The organism is uncultured Merdimmobilis sp. (assembly GCF_902471145.1).
GTDB classification, from domain to species: domain Bacteria; phylum Bacillota; class Clostridia; order Oscillospirales; family Ruminococcaceae; genus Merdimmobilis; species Merdimmobilis hominis.
On the sequence record NZ_CABRJC010000002.1, the window covers coordinates 185,702 to 197,814 of the forward strand.

General features: G+C 56.4%; 13 protein-coding genes. 11 read left to right on the forward strand and 2 right to left on the reverse strand.

Features of this window, described 5'->3' with window-relative positions:
• Positions 1-40: 40 nt before the first annotated feature.
• From def to RDQ42_RS02335, 10 genes are all read left to right on the forward strand, one after another.
• Positions 41-505, forward strand: a complete 465-nt coding sequence (gene def / locus RDQ42_RS02290) for a peptide deformylase (protein ID WP_071427391.1) — start codon at positions 41-43, stop codon at positions 503-505.
• 36 nt (positions 506-541) lie between these two features.
• Entirely contained in the window at positions 542-1,462 is a 921-nt protein-coding gene (gene fmt / locus RDQ42_RS02295) for a methionyl-tRNA formyltransferase (RefSeq protein WP_054332131.1), read from the forward strand.
• 93 nt (positions 1,463-1,555) lie between these two features.
• On the forward strand, positions 1,556-2,257 hold the full coding sequence (locus RDQ42_RS02300; RefSeq protein ID WP_054332130.1) for a zinc metallopeptidase: 702 nt from the start codon (positions 1,556-1,558) through the stop codon (positions 2,255-2,257).
• Between the two features lie 27 nt (positions 2,258-2,284).
• A complete protein-coding gene (rsmB, locus tag RDQ42_RS02305; protein ID WP_308588202.1) occupies positions 2,285-3,613 on the forward strand; it encodes a 16S rRNA (cytosine(967)-C(5))-methyltransferase RsmB in 1,329 nt (442 codons plus the stop codon).
• On the forward strand, positions 3,600-4,646 hold the full coding sequence (gene rlmN, locus RDQ42_RS02310) for a 23S rRNA (adenine(2503)-C(2))-methyltransferase RlmN (protein WP_054332149.1): 1,047 nt from the start codon (positions 3,600-3,602) through the stop codon (positions 4,644-4,646). The genes rsmB and rlmN overlap by 14 nt, the downstream gene beginning before the upstream one ends.
• Positions 4,643-5,398, forward strand: a complete 756-nt coding sequence (locus RDQ42_RS02315; RefSeq protein WP_054332128.1) for a Stp1/IreP family PP2C-type Ser/Thr phosphatase — start codon at positions 4,643-4,645, stop codon at positions 5,396-5,398. Before rlmN ends, RDQ42_RS02315 begins: the two co-directional genes overlap by 4 nt.
• Positions 5,391-7,385 (forward strand): Stk1 family PASTA domain-containing Ser/Thr kinase, encoded by a 1,995-nt coding sequence (pknB, locus tag RDQ42_RS02320; RefSeq protein ID WP_054332127.1) that lies wholly within the window; start codon positions 5,391-5,393, stop codon positions 7,383-7,385. Before RDQ42_RS02315 ends, pknB begins: the two co-directional genes overlap by 8 nt.
• 15 nt (positions 7,386-7,400) lie before the next feature.
• Positions 7,401-8,288, forward strand: a complete 888-nt coding sequence (gene rsgA, locus RDQ42_RS02325) for a ribosome small subunit-dependent GTPase A (RefSeq protein WP_054332126.1) — start codon at positions 7,401-7,403, stop codon at positions 8,286-8,288.
• On the forward strand, positions 8,285-8,917 hold the full coding sequence (locus RDQ42_RS02330) for a thiamine diphosphokinase (protein ID WP_054332125.1): 633 nt from the start codon (positions 8,285-8,287) through the stop codon (positions 8,915-8,917). The genes rsgA and RDQ42_RS02330 overlap by 4 nt, the downstream gene beginning before the upstream one ends.
• A 34-nt stretch (positions 8,918-8,951) precedes the next feature.
• A complete protein-coding gene (locus RDQ42_RS02335) occupies positions 8,952-9,506 on the forward strand; it encodes a hypothetical protein (RefSeq protein ID WP_231358729.1) in 555 nt (184 codons plus the stop codon).
• A 188-nt stretch (positions 9,507-9,694) separates the two neighbouring features.
• Here the strand turns inward: RDQ42_RS02335 and RDQ42_RS02340 are convergent, their stop codons facing one another.
• Together RDQ42_RS02340 and RDQ42_RS02345 are read right to left on the reverse strand one after the other, a co-directional pair.
• Positions 9,695-10,396 (reverse strand): hypothetical protein, encoded by a 702-nt coding sequence (locus RDQ42_RS02340; protein ID WP_054332123.1) that lies wholly within the window; start codon positions 10,394-10,396, stop codon positions 9,695-9,697.
• A 57-nt stretch (positions 10,397-10,453) separates the two neighbouring features.
• A complete protein-coding gene (locus RDQ42_RS02345; protein ID WP_074026309.1) occupies positions 10,454-11,179 on the reverse strand; it encodes a DUF5058 family protein in 726 nt (241 codons plus the stop codon).
• A 692-nt stretch (positions 11,180-11,871) separates the two neighbouring features.
• On the opposite strand from RDQ42_RS02345, the gene spoVM reads away from it, so the two are divergent.
• Positions 11,872-11,955: a stage V sporulation protein SpoVM gene (gene spoVM, locus RDQ42_RS09990; RefSeq protein ID WP_143117257.1), complete on the forward strand. Its 84-nt coding sequence runs from the start codon at positions 11,872-11,874 to the stop codon at positions 11,953-11,955.
• Positions 11,956-12,113 lie beyond the last annotated feature (158 nt).

Consider the following 12,113-nt stretch of genomic DNA (forward strand, 5'->3'; position numbering starts at 1 on the left):
ACTATACTTTTATATTTTGAAAAAGAGAGGACTGGAATAGATGGCAATTCGCGAGATTTTACGAGAAGACGACCCGGTGCTGCGCAAGGTCTGCCACAAGGTGGAAAAATTTGACCGCCGGCTGTGGAGCCTCTTAGATGACATGGCGGAGACTATGTATGAGGCCAACGGCGTTGGCTTGGCCGCTCCCCAGGTGGGGATCTGCCGCCGGGTGGTGGTCATTGATGTAGGAAATGGCCGCATTGAGCTGATCAACCCGGAGATTATCCGCACCTGCGGCCGCATCGAAGGGCCAGAGGGCTGCCTTTCCAGCCCCGGCGAGTACGGCATCGTCCCCCGGCCGGAAAAGGCCCGGGTGCGGGCCCAGAACCGGGATGGCGAGTGGTTTGAGATGAGCGGCGAGGGCTTGTTAGCCCGGGCGTTCTGCCATGAGCTAGACCATCTGGACGGCAAGCTGTTCAAAGATTTGGCCCTGCGGATGATGGACCCGGAAGAGCTGGAATAACCTCGCGATAGACTAAGACCAAAAGGAGGCCCGACCATGCGTATAGTTTTTATGGGAACACCCGAATTTGCGGTGCCCTCCCTGCAAAGACTGATAGAGGACGGCCATGAGGTGGCCGCGGTGTACACCCAGCCGGATAAACCCAAAGGCCGGGGGTACCAGCTGGCGGCCCCGCCAGTGAAGGAGCTGGCCTTGCAGCACGGTATCCCGGTATACCAGCCCACCAAAATGAAAGATGGCTCGGTGGCGGCCCAGCTTCGTGAGATCGCCCCCGATCTGATCGCAGTGGTGGCCTATGGCCGCATTCTGCCCAAAGAGATTTTGGAGATCCCCCCCTATGGCTGTGTCAATGTCCATGGGTCCATCCTCCCCAAATACCGGGGAGCGGGGCCCATCCAGTGGTCGGTGATCCACGGCGACCCAGAGACCGGCGTCACCACCATGCTCATGGCAGAAGGGCTGGACACAGGCGACATGCTGCTCACCCTCAAAACCCCCATCGGGGAAGAGGAGACCTATGGCGAACTCCACGACCGTTTGATGCACATCGGCGCCCAGGCCTTATCCCAGACGGTAGCGGGCCTTGCCGACGGAACCATTACACCGGTGAAACAGGACGGCCGTCTGGCCACCTACGCCCCTATGCTGGATAAAAAAATCGCGGAGCTGGACTTCACCCGCCCCGCCCGGGAGCTGCACAACCTGATCCGGGGGCTTTCCCCCTGGCCGGTGGCGCTGACCCACCTGGACGGCAAGCTCCTGAAAGTGCACAAGGCCGCTGTGGCCGAAGGGTACTCCGGGGAACCGGGGACCCTCCTGGACTCCAAGCGGATGATTGTCGCCTGTGGGGAAGGGGCTTTGGAATTCCTCACTGTCCAGCTGGAAGGGGCCAAGCGGATGGATGCCTCGGTGTTCCTGCCGGGCCGCCGCCTGGAAGTAGGCCACCGGTTGGGGTAGCCACAAAAGGGTTTATAGTGCGGTAACAGCCCCTTCACAATTTTCGGCTATACTTCTTAAAAACATCCCCTGTGGGGTGTAGGAGGTAGTGTTATGTTTCGCTATTACTATGGGTTTGATATCTATTACCTGGTTTTGATTCTGCCCGCCATGCTGCTGGGCTTGTGGGCCCAGGCCCGGGTAAACAGCACCTTCAACCGGTATTCCCATGTGCGGTGCCGCCAGGGGTACACCGGTTCCCAGATCGCCCGCCGGATTTTGGACGCCAACGGCCTGACCGATGTGCGCATCGAAGGCATCCGGGGCAATTTGACCGACCACTACGACCCAACTGCCCGGGTGGTCCGGCTGTCGGACAGTGTATATGACAGCCCTTCCATCGCGGCCATCGGCGTGGCGGCCCATGAGGTGGGCCATGCCATCCAGCACGCAAATAGCTATGCGCCGCTGACCATCCGCAACGCCATCATCCCGGTGACCAACATCGGCTCCAAGCTGTCTATCCCGTTGATCCTCTTAGGGGTGGTCATGTCCTTCCAGCCGCTGGTCACCGTGGGCATTGTGGCCTTCTCCCTGATGGCGGTGTTTCAATTGATCACCCTGCCGGTGGAGTTCAATGCTTCCAGCCGCGCCCTGGCCACCCTAAATGGGGAGCATTACCTGGATGAAGAGGAAGTCTACGGCGCCCGCAAAGTTCTCTCCGCGGCGGCGCTGACCTATGTGGCCGCCTTAGTCATGTCCCTGGCCCAACTGATGCGGTTGGTTGCCTTGTTTGGCAACCGGGACCGGGACTAATAAACGACATATTTTTGAGGAGCACAGATGAAAACTGCCAGACAAATTGCGGTTGAGGCCTTGGGAAAGGTCAACGGCAGCAAGGGATATTCCAACATTGTCATCGACAAGGCGCTGGAGCAAAGCGGCCTCGACCTGCGGGACGCGGCCTTTGCTACCGCCTTGTTTTATGGCGTCCTGGAGCGGATGCTAACTTTGGACCACTGCATCGCCGGGTTTTCCAAAACCCCGGTGGAAAAACTCACCCCCCAGGTGCGGGAGATCCTGCGGGTCAGCCTGTACCAGATATTGTATATGGATTCGGTGCCGGACAGCGCCGCCGTCAACGAGGCGGTCAACCTGACCCGGGTTTTCCGCAAGGAGAGCGCGGGAGGCTTTGTCAACGGGGTGTTGCGGGCCTTTTTGCGGTCCGGCAAGCGGGTGCCCCGGATGGCGGGCAGCCGGGCGGATCAACTCTCCATCCAATACTCCTGCCCGGTGTGGCTGGTGCAGCTCTGGCTGGACAGCTATGGGGAGGAGAACACCGAGGGGATTTTAAAGACCAGCTTGGGCCGGCCGCCGGTCTACATCCGGGTCAACACCTTGAAGACTACAGCGGACGCCCTCTCCGTCCAATTGGAGGAGGAGGGCGCGGTGGTCCGGCGGGATGAGATGGAGGAAAACTGCCTTCGGGTTTCCGGCACTGGGGATGTCACCGCCCTCCCGGCCTTCCAGGAGGGCCTGTTCCACGTCCAGGATAAATCCTCCCAGCTGTGTGTGAAAGCGTTGGATGCCCGGCCGGGGATGCGGGTGCTGGACATCTGCGCCGCGCCGGGGGGAAAATCCTTCACCGCCGCCCAGTGGATGCATGGGGAAGGGGAACTGCTTGCCATGGATCTGTACCGGGCCCGGGCTGCCTTGGTGGCCGAAGGCGCCCAGCGTCTGGGCATCGGCTGCATCGCCGCCAAGGAGGGAGATGCCTCCCGCTACAACTCCAAACTGGGGCTGTTTGACCGGGTGCTGTGCGACGCTCCCTGTTCCGGGCTGGGCATCATCCGCCGCAAACCGGAAATCAAGTACAAAAACCCAGAAGAACTGGGGGAGATTCCCCAATTGCAGTATAACATCCTTTCCAATTCCGCAAACTATGTGAAGAAGGGGGGAATCCTCCTCTACTCCACCTGCACCCTGAATCCTGGGGAAAACGAAGGGGTAGTGGAACGCTTTTTGGCGGAGCATCGGGACTTTGCCCCCTGCCGCCTCCCCCAATCCCTGGGGAGCTCCGGCCACACCGTGACCTTGTTCCCCCATCAAGGGGACACCGACGGATTTTTCATCTCGACCATGGAGCGGGTACGGCATGATGACAAAGATTGATTACAAATCCCTCACCTTGGGGGAGTTAAAAACCCTGTTGGGGGAGATGGGCCAGCCGGCCTTCCGGGCAGGCCAGGTCTATTCCTGGCTGCACCAGAAGCAGGTGACATCTTTTGAGGAGATGACCAACCTCCCCCAGGCGCTGCGGGACCGCCTTGCCCAAGAGGGGTACATAACGGTGCACAAGGTGGCGCGCAAATTAGTCTCCAAGCTGGACGGGACCCAAAAGTTCCTTTTCCAGCTTCGGGATGGCAACTGCATTGAGACCGTTTTGATGAAATACAAGCACGGCAACAGCCTGTGCATCTCCTCCCAGGTGGGGTGCCGCATGGGCTGCAACTTCTGCGCTTCCACCCTGGGCGGGCTGGTGCGCAACCTGACCCCTTCCGAAATGCTGGAGGAGGTTTACGCCGCCCAGCGGGAATCGGGGGAGAAGGTGGCCAGCATCGTGCTGATGGGCATCGGTGAACCCCTTGATAATTTTGACAACGTGATGCAGTTCCTGGAGATCCTCTCCAGCCCTGAGGGGATGAACCTGAGCCTACGGCATGTGTCCCTCTCCACCTGCGGCCTGGTGGACGGCATCTACAAGCTGATGGAAAAGAAGCTCCAACTGACCCTTTCCATCAGCCTGCATGCCCCCAATGACGAGATCCGCAACCGGACTATGCCGGTCAACAAAAAATACAATGTAGCGGAACTGATGAAGGCCTGCCGGGATTACTTCCGGGTCACTGGGCGGCGGATCTCCTTTGAATACGCCCTCATCGGCGGGGTCAACGACCGGCCCCAGGACGCCAAGGAGCTGGCGGCCCTCCTCAAAGGGATGCCCTGCCATGTCAACCTGATCCCGGTCAACCCGGTGAAGGAGCGGGGGTACCAGCGGGGCAGCCGGGAGAGCATTGCCCGGTTCCAGCAGCAGCTGGAAAAGTTGGGGATCAACGCCACCGTGCGCCGGGAACTGGGGAGCGACATCAACGCCGCCTGCGGACAGCTCCGCCGGGCCGCGGAACAGGAGGCGCAGCAGCGATGAAGATTTTTGGCGACACCCACATCGGCGAAGTGCGCAAAAGCAATCAGGACAGCTTCCGCTACCGGATTCTCTCCCCGGACCTTCTGTACGCCGTCGTCTGTGACGGGATGGGCGGGGAGAGGGGCGGCCAGGTGGCCAGCCAAACCGCAGTGGAGATCATCGGCAACATGCTGGGGCGGGATATCCGGCCAGGCATCGGTGCCGGGGAGATCAAATCGGTGTTGGAATGCGCCGTGGCGGGGGCCAATGCCACCGTCCATGACATGGCCCGCCGCAAACCGGAGCTGAAAGGCATGGGCACTACCATCGTCGCGGCGGTGGTGCTGGGGGCTACCGTCTACCTGCTCAGCGCCGGGGATAGCCGGGCCTACCGGTACAGCAAAGGGGAAGTCTCCCAGCTGACCAGGGATCACACGGTGGTCCAGCTCCTGCTGGAGCGGGGGGAGATCACCCCGGATGAGGCCAAGACCCATCCCCAGCGCCATTACATCACCCGTGCGTTGGGGGTAGAGCCCACCCTTGCCACCGATTATATGGAATATACCCTGCGGCCTGGGGAGCTCCTCCTCATCTGCAGCGACGGACTATACAACTATGTGGGCGAGCAGCAGCTGCCCTCCCTGTTGGAGGAGTGCGGCCGTTTGGGCGCCGTAGACCCGCTGATTGACGCGGCCAACCGAGGCGGCGGCGGGGATAACATCACCGCAGTGGTGATTGCACAAGAGCGAGAGGAGGCGAACTGCCGTGGATAAATATTTGGGGAAACGGCTGGACGGACGGTATGAAATCACAGAATTGATCGGCGTTGGGGGAATGGCCAACGTCTACAAAGCCCGGGATGTAATTGAAAACCGGGTGGTAGCCGTTAAAATTCTGCGGGAGGAATACCTGGACAATGAGGAATTCCTCCGGCGGTTTAAAAATGAATCCAAAGCCATTGCGGTCCTCTCCCACCCCAATATTGTAAAGGTGTACGATGTCAGCTTCTCCGACCGGATGCAGTCCATTGTCATGGAGTACATCGACGGCATCACCTTGAAGGAGTACATCGAGCAGCAGGGCGCCCTGAGTTGGAAGGAAGCGGTCCATTTCACCGTTCAGATCCTGCGGGCCCTGCAGCATGCCCACGACAAGGGCATCGTCCACCGGGACGTCAAGCCCCAGAACATCATGCTCCTTTCCGACGGCACCATCAAGATTACCGATTTTGGCATCGCCCGGTTCTCCCGCAGCGAGACCAAGACCCTCACCGACCGCGCCATCGGTTCGGTGCATTACATCAGCCCGGAGCAGGCCCAGGGGGAGACCACCGACGCCCGCACCGACATCTACTCGGTGGGCGTTATGCTGTTTGAAATGCTCACCGGCCGCCTACCCTTTGAGGCGGAGAACGCCATCTCGGTGGCCATGAAGCAGATCCAGTCCGCCCCCATCCGCCCGCGGAGCATCAACCCGGCCATCCCCGAAGGGCTGGAGGAAATCACCATGCGGGCTATGCAGAAGGATCTTTCCCAACGCTATCAGTCGGCGGCAGAGATGCTCCGGGACATCGACGAGTTCAAACGGAATCCCACCATTTTATTTGAATACAAATACCTGACCAATGAAGTGCCTATCGACGGGAAAAAATACTCCCAGGCGGCTGGAAAAGGCACTGGAAAGAAAAAAGCCAAGAAACCAACCAAATCGGCCAAAACCGGAGGGAGGTTCGCCTCCAAGCGGCCATCCTCCAACGGCGAGGAGGAGGAAGAAGACAACTCCATCATCACCATCCTGTGCGGAATTGCCGCTGCCTTTGTGGTGGTGTGCGGCATCTTCATCCTGGTGATGCTCAAAATCAACAACCCCTTTGCCACTGTGCCGGATGTGGAGGTCCCCCAGTTGGTGGGCAATAAATACGAGACGGTGCGAACCACCGAAGCTTACCAAGGGGTATTCACCATCGAGGTGATCTCCACCGAATTCAACAAAGATTATGAAAAAGGGGTCATCTACGACCAGAACCCCAAGGCGGGCCGCAAGGTGAAAAGCGGCACCAAGATCAAGGTAAAGGTCAGCGGCGGCCAGAAGATGATCACCCTGCCCAGCTACATCAGCCAGGAGGAAAACGAGGTCTACGCCAAACTGAAGGAATTGGGCCTCCACTATGAGACAGTGGAAGTTTACCACGACGATGTGCCTGCCGGCTATGTGGTGATTACCGAGCCGGGTAAAGGCGGCCAGGTGGCCGAAGGGGATACCGTCATCGTCAAGGTGAGCAAGGGTGCGGAGAACAAGATGATCGACGCCCCTGACCTGACAGGTTTGAGCCTGGAGGATGCCAAACTGGTGCTGGAGGCCAACAAGCTCCAGCTGGGCACTGTCAGCCACGAACCCAGCGACAAGCCGGAGGACGTGGTCATCTCCCAAGACCCGATGGAGGGGCAGGAGATCCAGCAGGGCGGCAAGGTCAACCTGGTGGTCAGTTACGGCGACCGGGAGCTGCCCAGCGTGACCTTGAGTGTCAAGCTGCCCCGGATTGAGGGCCTGGTCAAGGTGCAGGCCACCATCGACGGCAAACTCCTTCATGAGGAACTCCTCGATCCCAGCGAGGTGCGCACCTGGCAGCCCCGTTTTGAAGGGGAGGGAACCGCCAAGGTGCAGATCTTGGTAGATGAAAAGAAATACCAGGATTACACCATCGATTTCGACGAGGGAACCTATGACAAGACCAAAACCTACAACAACGATTTTGAATAGAAAGCAGGGCAGCGGATGGCAAAAGAAGGATTGATTGTGCGGGCCCTCTCCGGGTTTTACTATGTGAAAACCGGGGAGGGGCAGGAGGTGGAATGCCGCGCCCGGGGCCTGTTCCGCAAGCAGGAAATCAGCCCCTGTGTGGGGGACCGGGTGGAGCTGGAGGAAACCGGGGAAGGAAAGGGCCAGGTTGTGGCGATCCTCCCCCGGAAAAACAGCTTAGTCCGCCCGCCAGTGGCCAATTTGGATCTGCTGGTGCTGGTGGTATCCTCCTGTGAACCGCTCCCCAACCTTCTGGTGCTGGATAAACTGCTGGCCATTGCCGAATGCCAGAATATCCCCCCGGCCATTGTGCTGACCAAAAGCGACCTGGAAGACCCATCCCCGGTGGCGGACATTTACCGCAAGGTGGGATATCCGGTGTTTGTGGTGTCTAGTGAGACTGGGGAAGGGGTGGAGGAGGTCCGGGCCTTTTTGTCTGGCAAGCTCTGCGCCTTCACCGGAAATACAGGGGTGGGAAAATCCAGCCTATTAAACCGCATAGACCCTCGCCTCTCCATTGAGACCGCCCAAATCAGCCAAAAGCTGGGGCGCGGCCGGCACACCACCCGCCATGTGCAGCTGTATGAGCAGCCCGGCGGTGGTTACATAGCCGATACCCCTGGTTTTTCCGCGGTGGATTTGGAGCGGTTCCAGGTGATCCTCAAAGAGGATTTGGAGCTCTGCTTCCCAGAGTTTGAACCCTACCGGACCAAATGCCGGTTCACCGGCTGCTCCCACACCAAGGAGAAAGGGTGCGCGGTCTTGGCGGCGGTGGAGGCGGGGGAAATCCCCAAATCCCGCCATGAGAGCTATCTTTCGTTGTATGAGGATGCAAAAAACATCAAAGAGTGGGAATTGAAATGACAAAACGATGTGTAATCATCACGGCAGGGGAACTGGGGGAGCCCAGCCGCTACCAAGATGTGATACGGCCTGGGGATTTCCTCATCTGCTGTGACGGTGGATATGCCCATGCCAAAACCCTGGGGGTGCGGCCTGACCTGATTTTGGGGGATTTTGACTCCTATGAGGGGGATCTCCCGGAAGGGGTACCCACTGAGGGGTTTTCCAGCATCAAGGACGACACCGACACCATGCTGGCTATCAAAGAGGCCATTCACCGGGGCTATGAGGAGATCCTCCTCCTGGCCGCCTTGGGGGGGCGGATGGATCACAGCTTTGCCAATCTGCAATCCCTTATGTACCTGCGGCAGGCGGGAAAGAAAGGCTGGCTCGTGGGCGCCCGCGACCGGGCCTATCTCCTCTTTGGTGGTGAGACGCTCATCCTCCCCCGGGAAGAAGGGGTGGCGGTCTCGGTGTTCTCCTATGGGGAACAGGTGGAGGGGGTCACCTTCCAGGGCCTTTACTATCCCCTTCAGGGCGCCCGGCTTACCAATGGGTTCCCCTTGGGGGTGAGCAACCACTTTGCGGCCCCGTCAGCGTCCATCACCCTGGCTAAGGGCACATTGCTGGTGATGGTATCCCAGATATAGCGGGAGCAGATTACATACAATGAGGAGTGGGAGCATGACAAGAAAACAGATCAAAAGCTATATTACATTCGCCTTGGTTCTGGGGTTGGTTGTTGGGGTGTTCACCGTGTTTTTTGAGAAAACGGTGAACTACCTGCTGATTTTTGAGGATGGAAAGAAGTTCCAGGACTATCAAAACGTTTATGTTTTGGGGGGAGAAGAAACCATCCTCCGGGAAGACCGGGCGGTTGTCCACTTTGTCACCTATTTTGCAGACCAAAAGGAATTGCAGCTTGGCCTGCGGCTCAACAAGAACGACGCCAAAGAATCCTGGATTGACGGCTATACCTTCCGGGTGACCAACGACGACACCGGGGAGACCTTCCAGGATGTTGTATTCTACACCAAGGAATTTAAGGGCAAATACGCCTACTTCCGGCTGCAAATGCCCATGGACCTACCTATTGGGGAGCTTCAATCCCTTTCCATCTCCATTCAAAACCCACAGGGGGAGGAGATACTACAAGGCAAGTTGGTGCGCAGCCAGGACGATGTCCATAAGATGACCTCTTATAAAGAAAGCAACGGCAAGTACGAGATCGAAGGATAGACAAAAAGCCCCCTCCCGTCGTGGGAGGGGGCTTTTTATGTACTGATTGGAATTTTAAACAACCAATTCGAAATTCCCCCGTAAAAGGAAGAAGGTTGTTTACGACCTTAAGGGAATAAAAATGAGGGGACCGCCTGGTAGCCGCTCCAGGCGATCCCCTCTCGTGGAACTCAAAAGAGAAGAAGTGATTAAGCTTTAATGATACCTTTATTGACCATCACAAGGCCCAAGCCCATAGTGCCGAAGACGGAAGTCAGAATAACGATAGGCATAACCGCCCAAGAGGGGAGGAAAGCGGCCAGAACGTTGGTCTTCTTCAGCATAGTCATACAGAAAGACAAGGGAACCGAGACAAGAGCCAGTTTAGGCAGTTTGACGATATTGCTAGCTAACATAGAAGCGAACAGAGCGGGCAACATCAAGTTCAAGCCATCCTTCACGATTTGGGGAAGAAGCTCGAAGACATAAGCACCAGCCAGAACACCAGCAGTCAAGATAACCAGGTTGACAATGATGGATACGGCAATACCGATAGTGGCGATGATGGTGCCCTCATCACTGCCTTCCGCTACGCCGGCAGCTTCTTGGGCGATGGCGGAACAGGGGACGCGCATGTTGGCGATGTTGCCGGACAGGAACGCCATGTAGGAACCAGGGATACCCAAAACAGCAAAGTAGGAAATGGGCTCATAAAAATAGGCGGAGGCAACGGAGGGAAGCTGAACTGCCAAGCCGGCAGCCAAGCCAGCCCACGGAGGAACAATTCCCTGAATAGCCAAGGCCAAACAGGGGCCGAAGCAAAGGACAACGCCAAACAGGTTCAGGCCGCGGCCCCATTTGATAATATATGGTAGGAATTCGTCTCTAAATACAGAAGTTTTGGATTCCATATGTTTCACTCCTTATCGCGATTTCATGGGGATTACAGAACAGCAGATTTTCTGGAACTACAGGAGGAAGATGGTGCCGCCAATCATGCCGACGATCATAGCGATGGTCATACCAAATTTTTTCGCCCAAGAAGCATTGGTTTTATTGGCGTATAAAGTCAAAGCAACAGTCACAATAAAACCAACAATAACAGCAGCGGTCTGCGCGCTGAAACTGCCATTGCTGACGATAGGGAATGCGCGGTCGAAGCACTGGTAACCAAAGGCACCCATGCCGCCGCCGGTGCTGATAACGGCCATTTTTGCCGCGTTGCTGCCGGCAACTTTATCCCGAAGGACACCCATTTTGTCGGTAAACAGGGCGGAGATGATGATCCAGCCCAAGCAGCAGATACACATAACCCATACAGCGCAGGCAAAAGCCTCTTCGGTCATGTTGGAGGTACCCAGCTGGCAGCCGACTGCGGCTGTTGCTTTATCAGCGGCGCCCAGTTCGTAAGTGACAGAACCAATGTAAGCAAGGCGCATCCAGGCGACAGGGCCACCTACCGAGGCTAGAAGGGCAACCATGCCGATGACGACAACGATGGAAGGGCCAATGGCGGCGGTGGCAGCACTCTTGGCGCCAATCATCATTTGCTCCTTAGTAACGCCCATCTTCAGGCCATCCGACACAGCACGCTTAGTGAACATTGCGGCCTGCAGAACAACCAGCGCGACAGCGGGGATAACCGATATCCACATGAGCGGGCTATTAGCTAGTTTTAAGTATTCTAGTTCCATTAATACTCACCTCACGATTAAATTGAAAAAACGATCATAAGCATGACATACAGTAAAACCTTTCAAAATTGTTTGGTGGGACGGTCCTCCTTCATGTTTAGATTTGCTGGATTTACTATATTCATTGTGATTGATATTATATGAAAAATCTATTAACAAGTCAACGATATTTTATGAAGTTCATATAATACAATAATTTTTGTGCAGATAATATATGACATTATAACAAAAATATAACAAATTTTATGTATAAATATATAGAATATTTCTTTGTTTGGTGAATAAATTCTGCACCTCTCCCATGCATAATATATCGAGGCAAAAGACTTTTGCTGAGTAATTATGCTGGGAATAGAAACAACTTTCCGGTGGAAAATACCAAAAACCTTGTCCTGTTTTGCAGGAGTGCGTATTTTATTATGCAAAAATGGCGGCCAATGCACCCTTTCCCCCAGTTTTGCGTAGTATGGGGTACACAGAACCGAACGATGGGAGGGAAAGCGATGCGGTGCCGCCGGCCGAGAAGATTTGGATACTATACCAATCCCTTGGCGATAATCGCCATAGCCTTCGGGGTGGGCATTGTCATGGCGCTTTTCTGCTCCCTGCGGTTTGTGCTTGTGATCGCAGGTGTACTTATGATCTGTATGGGCTGCGCCTGTTGCCGGTGACGCCCAAGGAGGGAGGCTCCTATGAAAATTGTCGTGGTGAAAAGCCCAAGATTCCTCGCTGGCATTTTGCGGATGATCTTCAAAATTGAAAAAGAACCAGCGTAGCGGTGGTGGGGCGGTCATGCTGCAAGGGCGGCAGGGCCGTCCTGTCTCCCTTTGTATGAAAAGGACAAGCCCTTTTTATAGAATTGAAGGGAGAGGTTGGCATATCCCACTTTTGAAGGACATATAGTGGCTGTAGAATTGAGTAGAGGAGAGGTTGT

Coding starts and splice junctions, on each gene's coding strand:
- def (WP_071427391.1), top strand. CDS start 41: ATGGCAATTCGCGAGATTTTACGAGAAGACGACCCGGTGCTGCGCAAG.
- fmt (WP_054332131.1), top strand. CDS start 542: ATGCGTATAGTTTTTATGGGAACACCCGAATTTGCGGTGCCCTCCCTG.
- RDQ42_RS02300 (WP_054332130.1), top strand. CDS start 1,556: ATGTTTCGCTATTACTATGGGTTTGATATCTATTACCTGGTTTTGATT.
- rsmB (WP_308588202.1), top strand. CDS start 2,285: ATGAAAACTGCCAGACAAATTGCGGTTGAGGCCTTGGGAAAGGTCAAC.
- rlmN (WP_054332149.1), top strand. CDS start 3,600: ATGACAAAGATTGATTACAAATCCCTCACCTTGGGGGAGTTAAAAACC.
- RDQ42_RS02315 (WP_054332128.1), top strand. CDS start 4,643: ATGAAGATTTTTGGCGACACCCACATCGGCGAAGTGCGCAAAAGCAAT.
- rsgA (WP_054332126.1), top strand. CDS start 7,401: ATGGCAAAAGAAGGATTGATTGTGCGGGCCCTCTCCGGGTTTTACTAT.
- RDQ42_RS02330 (WP_054332125.1), top strand. CDS start 8,285: ATGACAAAACGATGTGTAATCATCACGGCAGGGGAACTGGGGGAGCCC.
- RDQ42_RS02335 (WP_231358729.1), top strand. CDS start 8,952: ATGACAAGAAAACAGATCAAAAGCTATATTACATTCGCCTTGGTTCTG.
- RDQ42_RS02340 (WP_054332123.1), bottom strand. CDS start 10,396: ATGGAATCCAAAACTTCTGTATTTAGAGACGAATTCCTACCATATATT.
- RDQ42_RS02345 (WP_074026309.1), bottom strand. CDS start 11,179: ATGGAACTAGAATACTTAAAACTAGCTAATAGCCCGCTCATGTGGATA.
- spoVM (WP_143117257.1), top strand. CDS start 11,872: ATGAAAATTGTCGTGGTGAAAAGCCCAAGATTCCTCGCTGGCATTTTG.